At 44.2% G+C, this 18711-nt stretch carries 17 protein-coding genes, 1 pseudogene and 1 riboswitch; of the genes and pseudogenes, 11 read left to right on the top strand and 7 right to left on the bottom strand.

Annotated elements, in window-relative coordinates; genetic code table 11:
- Positions 1 to 52 precede the first annotated feature (52 nt).
- The 3 genes from DESDE_RS08865 to DESDE_RS08875 are packed head-to-tail and all read right to left on the bottom strand — an operon-like array spanning position 53 to position 2964.
- Complete coding sequence (locus DESDE_RS08865) at positions 53 to 724, bottom strand: cytochrome c biogenesis CcdA family protein (protein WP_014793699.1); 672 nt, start codon at positions 722 to 724, stop codon at positions 53 to 55.
- A 4-nt stretch (positions 725 to 728) separates the two neighbouring features.
- Positions 729 to 2279: a HAMP domain-containing sensor histidine kinase gene (locus DESDE_RS08870; protein WP_014793700.1), complete on the bottom strand. Its 1551-nt coding sequence runs from the start codon at positions 2277 to 2279 to the stop codon at positions 729 to 731.
- The gene (locus tag DESDE_RS08875) at positions 2269 to 2964 is read right to left on the bottom strand and encodes a response regulator transcription factor (protein WP_014793701.1); all 696 of its coding nucleotides are present in this window, start codon (positions 2962 to 2964) and stop codon (positions 2269 to 2271) included. The genes DESDE_RS08870 and DESDE_RS08875 overlap by 11 nt, the downstream gene beginning before the upstream one ends.
- 352 nt (positions 2965 to 3316) lie before the next feature.
- Between DESDE_RS08875 and DESDE_RS08880 the strand changes: the two genes are divergently transcribed.
- A complete protein-coding gene (locus tag DESDE_RS08880; protein WP_172637601.1) occupies positions 3317 to 3772 on the top strand; it encodes a DUF2680 domain-containing protein in 456 nt (151 codons plus the stop codon).
- A gap of 297 nt (positions 3773 to 4069) precedes the next feature.
- Here DESDE_RS08880 and DESDE_RS08885 read toward each other — a convergent pair whose 3' ends face one another.
- On the bottom strand, positions 4070 to 4744 hold the full coding sequence (locus DESDE_RS08885) for a uracil-DNA glycosylase (RefSeq protein WP_014793703.1): 675 nt from the start codon (positions 4742 to 4744) through the stop codon (positions 4070 to 4072).
- A gap of 126 nt (positions 4745 to 4870) precedes the next feature.
- Between DESDE_RS08885 and DESDE_RS08890 the strand changes: the two genes are divergently transcribed.
- From DESDE_RS08890 to mutT, 3 genes are all read left to right on the top strand, one after another.
- Positions 4871 to 7798 (top strand): ABC transporter substrate binding protein, encoded by a 2928-nt coding sequence (locus tag DESDE_RS08890; RefSeq protein WP_174270145.1) that lies wholly within the window; start codon positions 4871 to 4873, stop codon positions 7796 to 7798.
- A 62-nt stretch (positions 7799 to 7860) separates the two neighbouring features.
- The gene (locus DESDE_RS08895; RefSeq protein WP_014793705.1) at positions 7861 to 8289 is read left to right on the top strand and encodes a hypothetical protein; all 429 of its coding nucleotides are present in this window, start codon (positions 7861 to 7863) and stop codon (positions 8287 to 8289) included.
- 572 nt (positions 8290 to 8861) lie between these two features.
- Entirely contained in the window at positions 8862 to 9260 is a 399-nt protein-coding gene (mutT, locus tag DESDE_RS08900) for an 8-oxo-dGTP diphosphatase MutT (protein ID WP_014793706.1), read from the top strand.
- A gap of 22 nt (positions 9261 to 9282) precedes the next feature.
- Here mutT and DESDE_RS08905 read toward each other — a convergent pair whose 3' ends face one another.
- Together DESDE_RS08905 and DESDE_RS08910 are read right to left on the bottom strand one after the other, a co-directional pair.
- Positions 9283 to 10335 carry a DMT family transporter gene (locus DESDE_RS08905; RefSeq protein ID WP_014793707.1) on the bottom strand — a complete coding sequence of 351 codons (1053 nt, stop codon included), beginning with the start codon at positions 10333 to 10335 and terminating at the stop codon, positions 9283 to 9285.
- Positions 10336 to 10525: 190 nt separating this feature from the next.
- Positions 10526 to 11020, bottom strand: a complete 495-nt coding sequence (locus DESDE_RS08910) for a rubrerythrin family protein (protein ID WP_014793708.1) — start codon at positions 11018 to 11020, stop codon at positions 10526 to 10528.
- Between the two features lie 196 nt (positions 11021 to 11216).
- Positions 11217 to 11399, top strand: a riboswitch (Lysine riboswitch).
- Positions 11400 to 11527: 128 nt separating this feature from the next.
- Here DESDE_RS08910 and DESDE_RS08915 point away from each other — a divergent pair.
- The 3 genes from DESDE_RS08915 to DESDE_RS08925 all read left to right on the top strand — a co-directional run bounded on the left by DESDE_RS08915 (position 11528) and on the right by DESDE_RS08925 (position 14040).
- A complete protein-coding gene (locus DESDE_RS08915; protein WP_014793709.1) occupies positions 11528 to 12376 on the top strand; it encodes a transporter substrate-binding domain-containing protein in 849 nt (282 codons plus the stop codon).
- Between the two features lie 138 nt (positions 12377 to 12514).
- Positions 12515 to 13276, top strand: a complete 762-nt coding sequence (locus DESDE_RS08920; RefSeq protein ID WP_345787841.1) for an amino acid ABC transporter permease — start codon at positions 12515 to 12517, stop codon at positions 13274 to 13276.
- Positions 13277 to 13296: 20 nt separating this feature from the next.
- Positions 13297 to 14040, top strand: a complete 744-nt coding sequence (locus DESDE_RS08925) for an amino acid ABC transporter ATP-binding protein (protein ID WP_014793711.1) — start codon at positions 13297 to 13299, stop codon at positions 14038 to 14040.
- A gap of 50 nt (positions 14041 to 14090) precedes the next feature.
- Here DESDE_RS08925 and DESDE_RS08930 read toward each other — a convergent pair whose 3' ends face one another.
- Positions 14091 to 15926 carry an ABC transporter ATP-binding protein gene (locus DESDE_RS08930; RefSeq protein WP_014793712.1) on the bottom strand — a complete coding sequence of 612 codons (1836 nt, stop codon included), beginning with the start codon at positions 15924 to 15926 and terminating at the stop codon, positions 14091 to 14093.
- Between the two features lie 350 nt (positions 15927 to 16276).
- Between DESDE_RS08930 and DESDE_RS08935 the strand changes: the two genes are divergently transcribed.
- The 4 genes and pseudogenes from DESDE_RS08935 (at position 16277) to DESDE_RS08950 (ending at position 18614) form a co-directional block, all read left to right on the top strand.
- Complete coding sequence (locus tag DESDE_RS08935; protein ID WP_172637603.1) at positions 16277 to 16843, top strand: manganese efflux pump MntP; 567 nt, start codon at positions 16277 to 16279, stop codon at positions 16841 to 16843.
- Positions 16844 to 16931: 88 nt separating this feature from the next.
- Positions 16932 to 17459, top strand: a pseudogene (locus DESDE_RS08940) (response regulator transcription factor); the annotation flags it as partial.
- 216 nt (positions 17460 to 17675) lie between these two features.
- The gene (locus DESDE_RS08945; protein ID WP_014793715.1) at positions 17676 to 18371 is read left to right on the top strand and encodes a DUF542 domain-containing protein; all 696 of its coding nucleotides are present in this window, start codon (positions 17676 to 17678) and stop codon (positions 18369 to 18371) included.
- 21 nt (positions 18372 to 18392) lie between these two features.
- Positions 18393 to 18614: a heavy-metal-associated domain-containing protein gene (locus tag DESDE_RS08950; RefSeq protein ID WP_014793716.1), complete on the top strand. Its 222-nt coding sequence runs from the start codon at positions 18393 to 18395 to the stop codon at positions 18612 to 18614.
- Positions 18615 to 18711: the final 97 nt, after the last annotated feature.

Below are 18711 nucleotides of genomic sequence, written 5' to 3' on the forward strand. Positions count from 1 at the left end.
TACCTCCTCAAGGATAGTGTTTTTTATCTTTTATAATGTGGATGTGTGATGACTAAAAGGTAAGCAGAGTCAGGAAATATCCCATCATCCCTGTAGCCATTAATACTCCCACCAGAACGAGAAGTCCTCCGGACAAAAAGTTAATAATTCGATAATTTCTCTTAATAAAGCCCAAAGTGGATTTCAGGCGTTCAATAAGCAGAGCGCTGGCCACAAAGGGAATTCCCAGTCCTAAGGAAAAGCACAAAAGCATGAGTATTCCCTTGAGACTTTCCCCTTCGGTAGCGGCGAACATCAAGGCGGAACCTAAAAATGCTCCCACACAAGGAGTCCAGCCGATGGAGAAAATGATGCCGAAAAGCAAAGAGGAGAAAAATCCTAAGTTCACGATCTTCATATTAATCTGCCGATTGATATTGAGAAAGGGAATCCGGATCACACCCATAAAATTGAGCCCAAATACAATCACGATAAGCCCTGTTACAAGATTGATCCCCTGATTATATTCCCGGAAAAAGCCGCCCAAAGTGCCGGCAAAAGCTCCCAGAGTAACGAAGACCAGAGTGAAGCCCAGAACAAAGCCAAGAGCATTGGTCAGGGTTCTCATTGTTTTGTCATCGGATCCTTGTCCTGCAAAATAGGAAATGTAAATAGGCAGCATGGGAAGCAGGCAAGGAGAGATAAAGGTAATAATTCCTTCCAAAAATAAAAGTAGATACTCCACAGGATCATCCTTTCGGTGAAATACATTTGAAGTGAAAACTGAATTGAGTTCCTAGGTTGGGTTGGCTCTCTACAGAGACGCGAATGGTGTGCCGATCGGCAATCTGCTTGGCAATAGCCAGTCCCAAGCCGGTTCCGGTTTTATTCTCCACGGCTTTTGATTTATAAAAGCGGTCAAAGATATGAGGCAAATCTTCAAGGGCGATACCTATTCCTTTATCCCGGATGGTTACGGTATTATTCGCAAAAGTGATCCATACCTCCTCTTTAAGTGGGGAGAACTTTATGGCGTTATCCAAAATAATCAGGAACATTTGACGGAGACGCACATAATCTCCCAGGATAGAACAAAGAGGAGCGTCCTGATCTAATTCTGTTTTTAATACGATATCTTTACTGCGGGCGATATTTTGAGCACTTCGGATCACATCACGGAGCAGATCCCCAAGGTTGATTTCCTCCATCTCCATCTTAAAGTCGGGATTTTGTAAACGGGTTAAATCCAAAAGGTCATTCACCAGGCGCTGTAAAAAGATGCTTTCATTAAGCATTTGCCTATGGTAGTCCTTGATCTGATCCGGATCAGCAATGACTTCATCACAGAGAGCTTCCAAAGAACCCCGGATGACCGTTACAGGGGTTCTAAGCTCGTGGGAGATATTGGCGATGAAGTCGCGACGCTGTTGTTCCAGACGTTCGCTTTCGTGGCTGGCCAGCTCCAAACGCTCACTGAGAATATCAATAGCTGAGGCTAGTTCCCCGATGTCATCTTTTTGCTGAACTCCGGTCTTGGCCAGATAGTCACCCTTAGCCAGTTGAAGAGTGGAGTTTTTCATACGGTTTAAAGGTTTGGTAAATGTATACGCCAAGAGAATGGAAAGGAGAAGGGATAAGAGGAGAGCTGTTCCGATGCTCATGGCTAGAATCCCTGCTCCCTGCCGAAGAGCTTCCTTGGTTCCCTGAATGGGAGAATGAAGAAGCAAGGCACCGACCACGTTATCTCCAGCTTTGATGGGGGCTCCCACAGTTAAGGTAGGGGTATTGAGAAGGGAACTGAAGCCTTCGCTAAAGGTGGTTCTACCCTGAAACACTTCTTTGACAACCTGATCAGCGTCTGCTGGTAAATCGGCATAGTTAATCTGCCGGTTGGTCATATGGCCAATGGTCATAAGCTGCAGGGATTCATCCACGATCCAGACATCTGCCATAGCGATCTTATCAAGGAATTGGAGGTAAGAGCTATATCCTCCCATACCCTGCATCATGCCGCCCATGCCCATACCCATGCCGTGCATCATGCCACCCATACCGCCCGCACCGCTCATGCCGCCTTTTCCGGCCGCGTTGCCGCGGGTATCAGTGGCGGCATTGGAGTTGCTTATTAAAGTCGAAAGAGTCCCGGCAATAGAGACCGCGCGTTTCTCCATTTCAACTTTGTGCAGATGAATCGTCTGATTCTTGAACAACGTCATAAACACACTGCCGATAATGAGTGAGAACAAGAGCAGGCTCATGGAAAAATAAAGGGTGAGTTTAAGGGCGATTTTATTCTTCATTCGTTTTCTCCCCGAATTTATAGCCCACACCCCAAATGGTTTTAATCTCCCAATTTTCATGGGGGAAGGAATCCAATTTGGAGCGCAAGCGTTTAATATGGGAATCCACGGTACGGATATCTCCAAAGTAATCATAGCCCCAAACGCTATTGAGGAGATTATCCCGGGAGAACACTTTGTTGTGATTCGATGCCAAAGTCCAGAGGATTTCGATTTCTTTCTTGGTTAAGGAGACAGGATGTTGGTCAATGGTCACAAGATAGTCGTCCAGATTGATCATAAGGTTATCAAAGGAGAAAACTTGCTTTTTCTGCTCGTCGGTTTGACTGATTCTGCGCAGAAGAGCTCGGATTCTCGCCATCACCTCACCGGGGGAAAAGGGCTTGACGATATAATCATCTGCCCCGATATCCAGCCCCATGATCCTTTCGAAATCCTCGCCCCGAGCGGTAATCATGATGATAGGGACATTTGAGGTTTTACGAATTTCCCGGCAAACCTCAAAACCGTCTACTTTAGGCATCATCACATCCAATAAGACCAGATCGGGTTGAAGCTTATGAAAAAGCTCCAGTGTTTCGCAGCCATCCAAAGCAATATGAGGCTGATAGCCTTCTTTTTTCGCATATTCTTCTAATATCGATGTAATTTGTTTATTATCATCCGCAATTAATAAAGTTAACATAACGATCTCTCCCTAATTGCCTTTAGCCCATTTTACCATAGTATTGTTAAAAACTTGTGTGACAAAAGTCATCCTTCTGGACCGGCGTCTTATTATACTGCTTAATCCGTTTATTAAGGACTGAGAAATACAATGGTTTTGGCTTAGAAAAGACATAGTTCTGTCATAATTTTTGATTACTCTATAATCAAGGATTCAGACAGAATTCTTGACACTATCAGAAAGTATAAACTTGCGTTATATACTTTCTAAGCATAAGGACAACCAACGGCTTTGCCTCACTGGGGATATGGGTCAAAGGCACGGCGAAGCCGGGTTTTCTTTAAGCCTAGGGTATAAAAAATTAGGAGGTATGAATATGACAAAGTTCAAAAAGGCTATACTGATTGGAGCCATCGTGCTCGGAGTAGGGGTATCTTCCTCAACGGTCCTGGCTGCCTCTGCCTATAAGAACCCCGTAGAGGCATTAGCGGGAATCACCGGAAAAACAGTAGAAGGGGTACTTACTGAACACTATGAAACAGGTAAAAGCCTAGGAGCCATGGCCGATGAGGTTGGTAAACTGGATGAATTCCAAAAAGAGCTTTTGGAAATGAAAAAAGATGCTTTGGCTCAAAGAGTTGAATCCGGAGATTTGACACAGCAACAAGCAGATCGAATGATTACATCCGTTGAAGAGAATCAGGCTTATTGCTACGGCGATGGCTATGGTAGAGGACGCGGAATGATGGGATCCGGTTATGGAGGAGGTATGTTTGGTCGTGGCCAAGGCGGCTGCGGCGGATTCGGCTACAATCAAGCCAGATAGTACTTTCTAAAATCATCATTAATAGTAGGATTCTCAATCGGCTTTGTTCCTACACAGGAATACTCCTGCTCTGCTCTTAATTCATGAAGAGACATTGCTTTCTCCAAAGGCCAAAGGGCCCAGGGGAGGGCATTTTTTTATTAATGGCCAGGGTTGAGGAAGGCTGCGATGAAACTAGAGTACCTGTTCTCTTTTATAGACAGCACGTGTCAATAGGCTTGACGACCAAATATAAAACAACTTCCCTTAATTAAGAGGAAGTTGCTTCTAGATAAAAAGTAAGTAAACTAATCCGGATCAGAGATCTTCAATCTGCCAATCAATGGATTCCTTACCTTGGGATACTAAAAAGTTATTGGCCTTAGAAAAAGGCTTGCTGCCAAAAAATCCACCATAAGCAGAGAGTGGGCTGGGATGAACGGATTTTATAATGAAATGTTGAGGATTAGTGATAATACTTTGCTTGGTCTGCGCATTTTTTCCCCAAAGGATAAACACCACGGGCTCTTGGCGCTGATTCAAGAGGAAGATCACTTTATCCGTAAATTGATGCCATCCTATCTGAGCATGGGAATTGGCCTGACTGGCGCGAACGGTCAGGGAAGTGTTCAGGAGTAAAACCCCCTGATCTGCCCATTGTTTGAGGTAACCATGGTTGGGAATCCTACATCCAAGATCGTCCTGCAATTCTTTAAAGATATTTTGCAGGGAGGGCGGAGCCGGTACACCGGGTTTAACAGAAAAGCTTAATCCATGGGCTTGGTTCGGACCATGGTAGGGGTCTTGCCCCAGGATGACCACTTTTACACCTTTATAAGGGGTAAAATGCAGGGCATTAAAAATGTCGTACATATCGGGATATATAGTTCGGGTTCGGTACTCCTGTACCAAATACTTTCTCAGCTTTTGATAATATTCCTGCTGAAATTCATCCTTTAATAATTCGTGCCAATCATTTTTCAATATTTGCATCGTTATCACCCATATTTATTATACCATAGCCCAGGATACGATTGTTTTTTAGTTTTTTGTTTAATTTGTTCGAAAAAATTAATTGAGTATAGTCAGAAAATAGTGTATAAATAACTAAGAGGAGGCATGCGGATGACAATTATTAACAACAACTTAATGAAAAAATTCATTATCATCCTGATTGTCTTTTTCTGTTTGTTCAGCGGCCCAAAACCATCGGTTCAAGCTCAGACCAATCAGCGGGTATTGTTTATCAGTTCGTACTCGGAAAGCTTTGAGACTGTACCGGAACAAATTGCCGGGATTCACGAAGCTTTGGATCCACAGAATATTCTCCTGGATATTGAATATATGGATACCAAGCGGTTTGATACTCAGGAAAATGTCCATAATTTCTTCACTTCCCTGCAATACAAACTGGACCATACCGAACCCTATGATGCCATCATTGTAGGGGATGATCGAGCTCTTGATTTTGCCATGACTTATCAGAAGGAGCTTTTTGCCGAGCTCCCTATTCTATTTTTAGGGATAAATGATATCAACCGGGCGGAAGAGGCAGCGCGCAGCTCATACATAACCGGTATTGTGGAAAGTGTTCCCATCAAAGAGAATATAGAACTCGCCCTGAAATTTAACTCGAATGTCAATCGGGTCCTGGGTCTTGTCGAAAGCAGCATCACCGGGATGGGGGAGAAGGATCAGTTTTATGGTGCGGTAGGATTTTATCCAAGCCTGCGTTTTGAAGATGTAAATATTTCCGAACATACCCAGGAGGAAATGGCGGGTATCCTGCAAGAGATCAAGGATGACACCATTGTCCTATTTATAGGCAGTATGTACAGGGACAAGGCAGGTGTCGACCTATCCATTGATGAGGCGGCAGCCTTTATTAGCGCCAACACCCATGTTCCTGTCTATCGGCCGACCATCGGCGGGGTAGGTCAGGGATTTCTGGGAGGAATGCAGATATCCTATCGTGAGATGGGAAAGCGTGCTGGTGAAATGGCTGTGCAGGTACTCAGCGGAACTCCTGTCCAGGACATTCCGATGATGAACAAGAGTCCTTATCATGCCATCTTTGATTATCAAGTGGTGCAGCAATTTGATCTTCCGGAAAACTTGCTTCCCGGAGATGCATTTTTGCTCAATAAAGAAGTCAGCTATTTTGAGCAAAACATGAAGCTGCTCATGGGTGTATTTGCCGCTTTGTTCATTATGATGATCATTAGCACTTTAATGGGTATCGATAGCCTTAAACATCGTACCATGCAGCGAAAATTGAGGGAGAGCAATGAGGAACTCTCAGCTACTTATGAGGAGCTGGCAGCTACCGAAGAAGAACTTCGTCATCAATATAAGCTTATCGAAGAGAATGTCCAGAGAATCGAGCTTTTTAATCAAAAGTATGAGCACGCCATTTACAGTACCAATAGCGTGGTATGGGAACTGAATCTGAGCAATCGGAATATCTATTTCTCCCAGAACTTTCAAAACTGGCTTTCCCATCCCTTTCCATGGATGGAGCCCTTTGATGTGCTCATGAAAAAATACCTTGATGAAAAGACCGCCCAATTGATTAATGACGAAATAGCAGCTTATCTGGATGGAAAAAAGAGCGAGATTATGGTTGAGTTTCCGGTTAAGCCCAGCTCGAATCAGCCCCGGTGGATAAAAGCCCATGGCAAATCCATCCAGGGAAGTGGCGAAGAGGAGGTCATCCTTTACGGAATTCTAACGGATGTGACGGAAGGGAAACGGCAGCAGGAGCATATTGATCACCTTGCCCATTATGACTATCTGACCAATCTGCCCAATCGTATGTCCTTTATGAAAACACTTCAAGAAGAGGTGGAAAAGGGTCAGCCTTTATACATTATTCTGATGGATATTGATAATTTTAAGGAAATCAACGATACCTTAGGTCATGTTTGGGGAGATAAGGTCTTAAGGTCAGTAGCTCAAAAGCTATCGGATAATGCCTGCCCTAATATGTTTATCTCCCGATTCGGTGGCGATGAATTCCTCGTGCTGATTACGAATCGGGATGGTTGTAGCATGGAGGAGTGCATTAAACATATTCGTACACTATTCGAGCAGCCCATTCCTGTTGATCGCAATGAGTATACGATTAAATTTAGCATGGGGATTACCCGTTATCCCGAGGACAGCACAAATATTGATCAGCTGATTATGAATGCAGATACCGCTTTATATCAAGTCAAACGCAACGGCAAAAACCATCATCTTCTTTACAATAAAGAAATGCAGCAGGAACTCCGCAATAAAGCAGTTACGGAAGGAATTATTCAGAAGGCAGTCCAGGAGGACGGGTTCTACCTGGTTTATCAGCCTCAAGTCAATGTAAAGACGGGTGAGATAGAGAGCTTTGAGGCCTTGGTACGTTTAAAGCACCACGCTATTCCTCCTGATGTATTTATTGGTATCGCTGAGGAATCGGATCTGATCTGCCAGATCGGCAGAGCAGTGACTAAAGAGGCCATTCGTCAGGCAGCAAATTGGCGGGATAAAGGCCATCCCCGCAAACCCATCTCGATCAATTTCTCCAGCAAACAGATTAGAGATAAGGATTATCTTCAGTTCCTCATCAATACCTTGGAGGAGTATGAGTTAGATCCTCAGTATTTAGAGATTGAAATTACGGAGAGTATCTTACTGGAGGAGACCGAACTTACTCTGGAGCTCTTGGAGCGGATCAAAGAATTGGGTATAAAAATAGCTTTGGACGACTTTGGCACAGGTTTCTCCTCACTCAATTATCTGACCTACATACCGGTGAATAAGGTGAAATTGGATAAGAGTTTATGCGATAAGTTCTTAAGCCCCGATAATATCAAAGTTATCGAGAGCATTATCTCTCTGGCTCATAGCCTTAACTTGGTGATTACCGCCGAAGGCATTGAAGAGCAATGGCAGTATGAGCAATTAAAAGCAAGCGGCTGCAATACCATTCAAGGGTATTTGTTCAGCAAACCTTTAATAGCAGAAGAAGCAGAAAAAATCTATGAGAAGAACTTTTTACATTTGATTTAAGATGTAATTCTTGGATACGCACACTTTTTTCGGCAATACTAGCGAAAAGGAGTGTGATTCCTATGAATGGAAATGCTGAGCTCTTAAATTTCATCTACCAGAACTCTCAGATGGGTGTGTCAACCCTTAACCAATTGATAGAAATCGTTGAAGATGACAAGTTCAAAAACCATCTGAAATCTCAATATAAGGAATATCAGGAAATCCATAAGGCAGCTAAAGACATGTTGAATGAAAATGGTTTTGATGAAAAGGGTATCAGTACTTTGGAGAAAATACGTACCTACCTGATGATTGGCTTTGAGACTTTGACTGATAAAAGCCCTTCTCATATCGCCGAAATGCTGATTGTCGGCAGCAATATGGGTATAATCAATGCAGTGAAGAATATCAAAAAATATCAGGACGCTGAGCCGAATATCCTCAACCTAATGGAACGACTCTTGCGTTTCGAAGAAAATAATGTGCAGGAGTTGAAAGCATTTTTGTAAGTTCTCAAACAAGACCGCATTAAGCCCCAGAGTCCTTTGATACAAAGGGTCCTGGGGCTTTTGGCCGATCTAGGGAAAGGATATGAAAGCAGGCTCCCTAAGTATCCGAAAGAAGTCTCCAGGATTTTGCTTTCGGCGTTTACTCCATAAGCTGCGCGGAGCAATCTAATCGCTCAAGACCTCCGCTGCTGTCTTTTCACGAAGATTGCTTTCCTGCTCACTTGAATCCGTTCTCTGCCTGAAATCAAAATCCTTGGGATGCTTTTTCAGGGCTTGGGGGCAGAGCGATGTGGAAAGCGGTGCTAAAAAGGACCCGTCAGCGTAGCTTTACACACAAAAGGGAGCTATTGAGTGAACGTTGTGCGGAAAGCTACCTGACCCGACCTAACCTAACCCCGCCTTTCATTCATCTGCAGGTACTACGACAACAGCATAGCCAACTTCCCGGAAAAGACTCGCAAGCGTAACCCAACTCCCCACAGCCAAACATGGCTAAACCCAAGTATCTGTTGTAAACTCAAGAGAGAACATCAATCATCTTCCCAATCTGCATATACAAGTGAGGTTAGACAATGAAAGATGTCACAGCTGCCATTATAGTTAAAGGTAAAAAAGTCCTGATTGCCCGAAGAGCTCCCGGTGAAAAGCATGCGGGAGGCTGGGAATTCCCCGGAGGGAAAGTGGAAACGGGGGAGACTCCCGAGGCCTGTTTAAGGCGTGAGCTTTCTGAAGAGTTTGGGATAGAAACAGAGGTGCAGGAGTATATCCAATCAAGCCTCTATGAATATCCTCAAGGATCAATCCGTTTATTAGCCTATCAAGTCAAGATCCTCCAAGGGGATATCCAGCTGCGGGTCCACGACCGATATGAATGGGTTAGTGTTAATCAGTTGCTGAATTATGAGCTGCTTCCGGCAGATGTGCCTATAGCACACTATTTACAGGAGTATTTAATTCGAACAATGATTTAAGAAAATCTCGGGCATCCTTATGCTAATGAATGTGCCCGTGATGTATATCCGGGGTGTGATGATGGCAATGAGCCAGTGGTTTGTGAGTATGGATGTGGCTGTGCTCACCATCAAAGGAATCCGGGTGAGGATGATTATGATGGTGATCTTTATGGGAATGGCGGTGCTCATGAGTGAGGGCAGGATGCTCATGAAGATGCTCATGATCTTCACTGGAGGCTAAATAGGCTCCTGCAATCATAACCCCTAAGGCGATGAGAAAAGAGGGAGTGGGTATTTCCCTGAAGATCCCAAAGGATAAACCAACTCCGATGAAAGGAGCCAGTGCATAATAAGCACTGGTTCTCGCTGCGCCTAATTCACGTTGTGCCCGCACATAAAAGAAGATACTCAATCCATAAGCGACAAAACCCAGCAAAAGTGCACATAAGCTATACCCGATACTGCTGAACCCTTCTTTAAGGAGCAGTGCTAAAGCTAAAGCCCCCATACCCGAGCCTAAGCCTTTAATAATGACGATATCCATGGGGTCTTTTATGGAGAGCTTTCTCGTGCAATTGTTTTCAAATCCCCAGCAAATGCATGACAGCAAAACAAAGATTGATCCTAGGGAGAGTGTAAAGTTGCTGAGATCTTCCACAGAAAGAATAATGCTGGCCAAAGTAATTAAGGCGAGTGCGGCCCATAAGCGCTTGCCTATGGATTCTTTGAAGATAAGTAAGGCAATGAGAGAGGTTGCCACAATTTCAAAATTTCCTAAAAGAGAAGCATGAGCTGCTGAGCTTAAAGCTAAGCCCACCATTAAAAATACGGGAGCGGCAATATCCAAGACAATCATGGCCAAGACATAGGGGAAATCCTTTTGGGTGATTCGGGCTTCCTTAACTTCCGATCCCTGTGTACGGCTAAATAAGCGAACAGCACACATCCCCAGTCCCGCGCCCAGATAGAGGAGGGCAGCCATCATGGTAGGGGAGATTTCCGCCAGTAACAATTTAGAGACAGGAGAACTAATGCCAAAAAGCAAGGCGGCGAGGACGGCAAAGAAAATAGCTGAGGTCTTTTTTGGTTCCAATGAAACACAACTCCTTTAAGAGTAAACAGTTCAAGCCTTATTTTAATTATAGGTGGGGTGGTCAAGACTTTTCAAGTCCTGAAACATGGATAAGAAAAAAAGCACGGATCGCCCTTTAAGGGCGACCCGTGCTTACCGACAAGGTCGGACTCATAGACCTGCTGATCCATTAACCTTAGTATGCTTAACTTTAGTACTTAATGAATTTATCCCCGGGTACATTACAGATAAAACACTTTTCGGGGACGATTTTCTCGATGTTGCCACAGACAGGGCAGAGGTAATAGAAGACTTCTTCGTTTGCGTCTAAGTTCTCTAAAGCATCTTTATAGAGCTTGGCATGGACTTCTTCTGCTTTCATTGCAAAAGTAAAGGTGGTCACTGCTGCTTTATTGCCTTCTTCTTCAGCGACTTTAATAAAATCAGGGTACATGCTTTCGAACTCATAGGTTTCACCGGCGATTCCATCCTTCAGATTATCCACGGTGGAACCTACTTTACCAGCGAGCTCCAATTCCCTGAGGGCATGCAGGGTCTCAGCATCAGCCGCTGCCCGAAAGAGTTTGGCGGCGTTGAGGTTACCATCTTTTTCGGCCTTTTTTGCGTAAGCAAGGTACTTTCTATTGGCTTGGGATTCACCGGCAAAAGCATCCATAAGATGTTTTAATGTTCTTTGTTGGTTCATTTGTTAATCCTCCATTCCTTATATAACTAAAGAGTGATGGGTTCCTCTAGTATAAACTAGATTCTACAGTTTCATTAAATTTCCTCTAAAGAAATTACCGGATGATATACATACATAATACAAAACCGGTTCGGGTTGACAAGCTGTCTTATGTTATTGTAGACTGAAGATAAATTCATAGTGAACCTCACTTTTCAGGTGGGGTAGAGGTTGCGATATTTAACAGTCCTTTTTGGAGCACGAGCAGCGAGGAGAACAAGGAGAAGGAAATATCGCCGAAGCTTTTAATACGCTCAGTATTATGGGCTGGGTCTGCAGTGAACAACTGCAGAACTGTCTCAATAGACGTCCCGGTTTATTGAGTTGTGCTATCTCGGCGGGGGAAAAGAGGGGTTTAAGGGCAATAGGACTTTTGCGACCTGAGTACCAACTCAGGTCTCATTTATTTTTCACACTATTTAATATTTTATGAAAATCAGGTAATGAGAAGAAGGAGAGGGTTCAGCAATGAAGAGAAAATTATCATTAGTCATGGCAGGGGTACTTGCGGCCATGCTGTTGGTCACGGGCTGCAGTTCAGGTAGTCAGGGAAATGCCCAAACACCGGCCGCGGGAAATGAAGGCAATACATTCAAAGTCGGCTTGGAGGCAGGTTATGCCCCCTTTAACTGGACTCAGATGGATGCTGCCAACGGCGGAGTCAAAATTGAGGGCGGCGCTGAATATGCCGGTGGTTACGATGTGGAAATCGCCAAAAAGATTGCTGAAGGTTTAGGAAAAGAACTGGTCATTGTTAAAACCGAATGGGATGGTCTGGTTCCTGCTTTAACTTCCAGGAAAATCGATGCGATTATCGCCGGGATGTCCCCGACTGAAAAACGGAAAGAAACTATTGATTTCTCCGATATTTATTACCAGTCCGATCTGGTTATGGTGGTAAAGAACGGCAGCAAGTATGAAAACGCTACCTCTCTGAAAGATTTTAATGGGGCTAAAATTACGGCTCAGTTAAACACCTTCCACTATGATGTCATTGAGCAGATCGAAGGGGTTGCCAAACAAACCGCTATGGATAACTTCCCGGCTATGCGGGTAGCTATACAATCAGGCATGATTGACGGCTATGTTTCCGAGCGTCCGGAAGGGGTCAGTGCCCAAGCGGCCAACAGTGATTTCAAAATGGTTGAATTCACCGATGGATTCCAAACATCCCCTGAAGATACAGCCATTGCTGTAGGAGTGAAAAAGGGCAGCGAACTTACAGCCAAAATCAATGAGATCCTAAAAGGAATTTCTGAACAAGAGCGCCTTCAAATCATGGATAAGGCAATTCAGAATCAACCTGCAGCTAACTAAGGCACTTTAAAGGACATTTTTATTCCGCTGCGAATAATGTTTCATAAAACCGGCTACATTTAATGCAGTCGGTTTTGTGATGTTTTCTGCGAATGCCCTGTTACTTATAAGGTTATTGATATATTTATAAGGAGGAGAATGATGAGCTTAGATTGGTTCATACGCATTGTATCCGAAAACTGGCCCATGTTCCTGCGTGGAGCGGGGTTCACCCTATTAATCTCTATCATTGGTACTATCATCGGCTCCCTCATCGGACTTATTATCGGTGTTATACGCACCGTCCCCATGCCGGAACGGGGGATGAAACGCATCTTTCTGAAAGTGGTCAATGCTCTTTTGGCAAGCTATATTGAGTTCTTCCGGGGAACCCCTATGATCGTTCAGGCTATGGTCATTTATTACGGATCGGCGTTAGCCTTTGATATCCATATGAACCGCATCTTTGCGGCTGTCTTTATTGTGTCTATTAATACCGGAGCCTATATGTCGGAGATCGTTCGCGGGGGAATTATATCCATTGATAAAGGACAATTTGAAGCGGCACATGCTATCGGTATGAATCATATCCAGACCATGACCAATGTGGTTTTGCCTCAGGTTATCCGTAATATTCTTCCGGCTACGGGGAATGAATTTGTAATCAATATTAAGGATACTTCCGTTCTCAATGTGATCTCCGTGACGGAATTGTATTTCCAAACCAAGTCCATTGCCGGGAACAACTTCCGCTACTTTGAATCTTTCGCTGTGGCCTGTATCATCTATTTCATTATGACCTTTACGATCACCCGTATTCTTCGTTATATCGAGAGAAGAATGGACGGACCGGAAAGCTATACTATGAATCAAATGCAGGTTCAAACGGCTGAGAGTATGCTGCGCAGAACCAAGACCTGATTGAGGAAGGAGGAAAAACCTTGGAAAAAATCATTGAAGTTCACCATTTAAGCAAATCCTTCGGCGCCAATGAAGTCTTGAAGGATATCGATTTTTCGGTGCGCAAGGGAGAAGTGGTCTGTATCATCGGTTCCTCCGGCTCAGGGAAGTCCACGCTTCTGCGCTGTATTAACCTTTTAGAAAAACCCAGCGGCGGCCAAATCATCTATAAAGGCGAAAACATTCTGGATGATCAGCACGATGTCTATCAATACCGCCAAAAACTGGGGATGGTCTTTCAGCAGTTCAACCTGTTTAATAACCATAATGTCCTGAACAATTGCCTGGTAGGGCAGATCAAATTATTGAAGCGTTCCAAGGCCGAGGCCGAGGAAGTAGCCATGAAATACCTGAACGTTGTGGGAATGGAGCAATACATTAATGCCAAACCCAAGCAATTGTCCGGAGGACAAAAACAGCGGGTAGCCATTGCCCGTGCTCTTTCCATGGAGCCGGATGTGATGCTGTTCGACGAGCCCACCTCCGCCTTGGATCCGGAGATGGTAGGGGAAGTTCTGAAAGTTATGAAGGAATTGGCCGAATCGGGGTTGACCATGTTGGTGGTTACCCATGAAATGGGCTTTGCCAAAGAGGTTTCCGATCGAGTCGTCTTTATGGATAAAGGGGTTATCGCTGAAGAAGGGCCGCCGGAGGAGATTTTTAATAATCCGAAGCAAGAGCGGACCCGGGAGTTCTTAAAACGGACGTTAACTCCCCAAGTTTAATATGTGATAAGACAATACCCTCAAGACTTCAAAAGCTTGAGGGTATTTTTTTAGCGTTGCTCCAGATCCTCCAGGATAATCTTAAACTGGGTCTCATAGAGGAGTTTATAGAGTCCCTCCTCCTCGACCAGATCCCAATGGGTCCCCCTTTGGACGATTTCTCCATCCTGTAAGACGATGATTTCATCCACGGCCATAATAGTGGAAAGCCGGTGTGCGATAATAACACTGGTTCTGCCTCTGATAATAGGTTCAATGGCTTCCTGAATGAGGGACTCGCTGATAGAATCCAGGGAAGAGGTGGCTTCATCCATAATCAGGACTTTGGGATTCTTCAAAAGAACCCTGGCGATGGAGAGGCGTTGTTTCTCCCCGCCGGATAATTTCAATCCCCGGTTGCCTACTAAAGTGTCAAAGCCCTCAGGAAGAGTGCGGATAAAATCATAGATATTGGCTTCCTGACAGACTCTGATCAAGTCCGCTTCTTCGGCCTGCTCATTGGCATAGTGGAGGTTCTCACGAATGGTTCCGTTGAAGAGATAGGTGTCCTGGGAAACCATGCCAATGTTCTGGCGCAGAAAGTTCAGGTCAAGGTTCCGAACATCCTGCCCATCCAGGAGAACTTTACCTTCGGTCACATCATATAAGCGAGGGATGAGGTTGACCAAGGTGGATTTTCCTGTTCCCGAGGGCCCCACAATAGCCACGGACTTTCCTTTTTCTATGGTTATATTGATATCCTTCAGGATGGGCTTTCCCTCATACTGAAAAGAAACATGGTCAAAGATGATTTTTCCTGCACACTCCTTGGGGACGATAACCTGGGGGGAGTTTTTAATTTCAACGGGGATGTCAAAATACTCAAAGATTCTGGAGAAGAGGGCCAGGGAACGGATGATATCCACCTGAATGGTTAGAAGGACATTCACAGGAAGATACAGACGTCCCAGCAGTGCTACGACAACGGTAATATCCCCTACAGTCAGGTCTGAGCCCATTTTGATAATGAGGAAGCCACCGGCTAAGTAGATGATCATGGGTCCCATATTGGTGAAGGTATCAAAAATGACCCGGAACCATCTGCCCACGAGAATTTCCCGGATGCTTAAACGGGTGATCTCCCGATTGATTTTCTCAAATTTTGTGTACTCCTTATCCTCACGGGTAAATAATTTAACCAAGAGTTGACCACTGACACTTAAGGTTTCATTAAACAATTGGTTGGAGGCATCCGTTTGCTCCTGCTTGGCCATGGTGAGGGACCAGCGGCGATTTCCCACTTGATTGGTGGGGAGGATGAACAAAGGGACGATGATAATACTGATCAAAGCCAGGACCCAATTCTTTTGGAAGAGGGCGGCCAGGGTTGTAACGAGGATAATGGTATTGCTGACAATTCTGGTCAAGGTACCCACAATGACGCTTTGAACACCATTGATATCCGTGGTCATACGGGTAATGATATCTCCTTGATTATTATTTGTGAAGAAACGGTGGGACATCTGCTGCAAATGGCTATACATCTGATTTTTCATATCGTAGATAATATGTTGAGCGACCCAGGTAGTCAGGTAGTTTTCGAGGACATTAATTAAGTTAGAGATGATCAAGACGGTAAAAGAAAGGAGGATCAACTGGGCCAAGAGGGAAAAATCTTTACCGATCAACCCCTCGTCAATAATACGTCCGGATAATAAAGGAGGAAGGAGTCCAAGGAGGGATGAGGTAATGATAGCGAAGAACACTAAGGCAAGCCTTGGCCAGTAAGGCAGAAGATAGCTCAAAATTCGTTTGAGAAAAGCTTTAGTCAGTTTAGGCCTATTGAGTTTTTCTTCTTCAGTCAGCGGGGAGTGAGCGCTTCGCCCCGGGGGTCTGCCATACCGCATGAGAATCTCCTCTAATGACATTTTAATATCATTATAATTATAGGGTATTATTTGGCTGATGTCACTTTGACTTAAAAGGGAATATTATGGAGCAGTGGGGGGAAACAGGTTGAATATTAATGGAAGATGGTATAATATTGACAATATGGCGTTTCCATGGGGGAGTAGTTAGCATAGCCGTGGCTATGTGGCAAGTCAACATAATGACCACTCGGTCTGGCTTGTCTTAAAAAACAAGACTCATGAGTAGTTCTTAAAGCTACCCGTGGGTCTTATTTTGATTCCGATGGATTTATTAAGTAAAATTCATGGCATCCGGGGAACCATAAAATTAAGTTAAAGCAAGGAGTATGATCATGGGAAATCTGGCGTTATTAATCATTGCCATAGGGCTTTCCATGGACGCTTTTGCTGTGGCTATCAGCAAAGGTTTGTCCATGCGGCGGATGAGCTATAAGACAGCATTAATTACGGGAGCTTTTTTCGGAGGATTTCAGGCTTTAATGCCTCTCATAGGCTTTGTGTTGGGAACGCGGTTCGAGTCCTATATTACGGCAATCGACCATTGGATTGCTTTTATCCTCCTTTCTCTGATCGGTTTGAATATGATTAAGGAGTCCAGAGGTCCCTGTGAAATCATCGAAGACCGGTTTAATCTTAAAGAGATGGTCACTCTGTCCTTAGCCACAAGCATTGATGCCTTGGCTATTGGGGTTACCTTCGCCTTTTTGCATGTGGACATCCTACCCGCCGTATCCATGATTGGTGTAACTACCTTCGTTTTTTCCTTCTTGGGGGTTAAGATCGGTAATGTTTTTGGAGAGTGCTATAAGTCCAGGGCTGAGTTGGCCGGTGGGGTGATTCTGATTTTGATGGGGGTTAAGATCCTTTTAGAGCATCTGGGCTTCCTTGGCTAGTCACGTTTTAAAGTATATTTAAGCTAGACAGGATAGAATAATTGGAAATAAGGCCCTGGTCTATCCCATGGAAAAAGGGAGGGGTATGATGCGATTATTATTAGCCGAGGATGAACTGGAACTCGCCAATGCTTTAACCATGATTCTCAAGCACAACAATTATTCTGTGGATGCGGTATATAATGGGGCTGATGCTCTGGATTGGGCTTTGGCCGGAAACTATGATGGAATCCTCATGGATATCATGATGCCAAATGGGCTTGAGGTTCTCACCAAGCTTCGGGAAAAGGGGATTTCTACCCCGATCTTAATGCTTACGGCAAAAGGGGAAATCGAGGACCGGATCGAAGGTTTGGATCATGGGGCAGATGATTACCTCACGAAGCCTTTTGCCATGGGGGAATTATTGGCACGAATTCGTGCCATCACCCGGCGCAAGACGGAATTTGCCCCCAATCTCCTGACCGTAGGCAATTTGCAGTTGAATCGGACAAACTATGAACTATCCAGTGAGAAGGGTTCCCTACGGTTAGGGAACAAAGAATATCAGATGATGGAAATGATGATGAGCAGTCCTAATCGGCTGATCTCCACAGAGCAATTCAAAGCGGAAGTATTGAAGATTGTATTGCGCTGACCAGCTTGAAAGAATTGAGAAAAAACAGCATCACTCAAAGCGATGCTGTTTTTTCAATAATAAAAAGCACGATGTTATCATTTTATTTGCTCTTTTTTCAGCCGGAATTGATATTAATCAAGGTTCCTTTCTTCGTTATGATTTAGAATAAAAGCATTAAAAGAAGAACAACGGATACGAAGGGGGATATTTCTTATGAAACAAACAATCACAATCAACGGTCAAACAGAGCTTGGCGAACTTGTAACTTTTTTTCCTGCCATTACTTCACGCTTGAATGATCTGCATATTGACTACTGTTGTCAAGGGGATCGCTCCCTCGAATCAGCTATCAAAGAAGCAGGTCTGTCGATCGATTTCATCGCAGAAGTACAGAACGCGTACAATAATTATTTAGCAAAACCAGACAAGGAACTACCGGTAACTGAGCTTTCTGACGAAGAGCTCATTGACCTCATCCTTGATACACATCATCTAACCGAGCGTGCTTTATGGAAGGAGCTGGATAAGCAAGTTAATTTGATTTTGCTCGTCCATTATGAGCATGGCAAGGACTTGATGCTGAATGTGCACCGCAGCTTCAGCGAATTAAAGATGGAGTTAGAGGAGCATTTCGCAAAAGAGGAGAAGGAACTTTTCCCCGCGATGCTTAAAGAAAATAAGATACCTGAAGATCGTGCGGCCATAAGGGCACTGATCGACGAATTAGAAGGTGAGCACGATGGTGCCGGTAAGATTATTAAACGTTTAATCAAGGAAACCAACGATTTCACACCACCGGAGTACGCCTGTCCTACAGTGAAAGCAGTTTATCAGAAACTCCATGAGCTGGTTGATGATATTTTCCTGCATATCGCCAAGGAAAACAGCGTTTTATTCAAGCGTTACTAAATCTGAAGGAGTGATGCTACTATGGCAAAAGCAGAATTTCAATTAGAGCCCTTAACTTGTCCGACCTGTGTCAAGAAAATTGAATCCACACTGACCAAGGCCAAAGGGGTTGATTCGGTAAAAGTATTATTCAGCTCCAGCAAGGTAAAAACGGAATTCGATGATACCCAAACGAATGCCGAGAAACTAAAGCTAACGATTGAAAACTTAGGTTATACAGTATTAACTTCGAAAGTCTCTTAAATAATTTATTTTGCGATGGCCTTGATCCAGCAGGCTGGGGTGGGATTTCAATTCCAGATCTAAATAACAAAAAGAAGCGAGGCAGGGCCTCGCTTCT

It is taken from the genome of Desulfitobacterium dehalogenans ATCC 51507, from assembly GCF_000243155.2.
Classification (GTDB): Bacteria; Bacillota; Desulfitobacteriia; order Desulfitobacteriales; family Desulfitobacteriaceae; genus Desulfitobacterium; species Desulfitobacterium dehalogenans.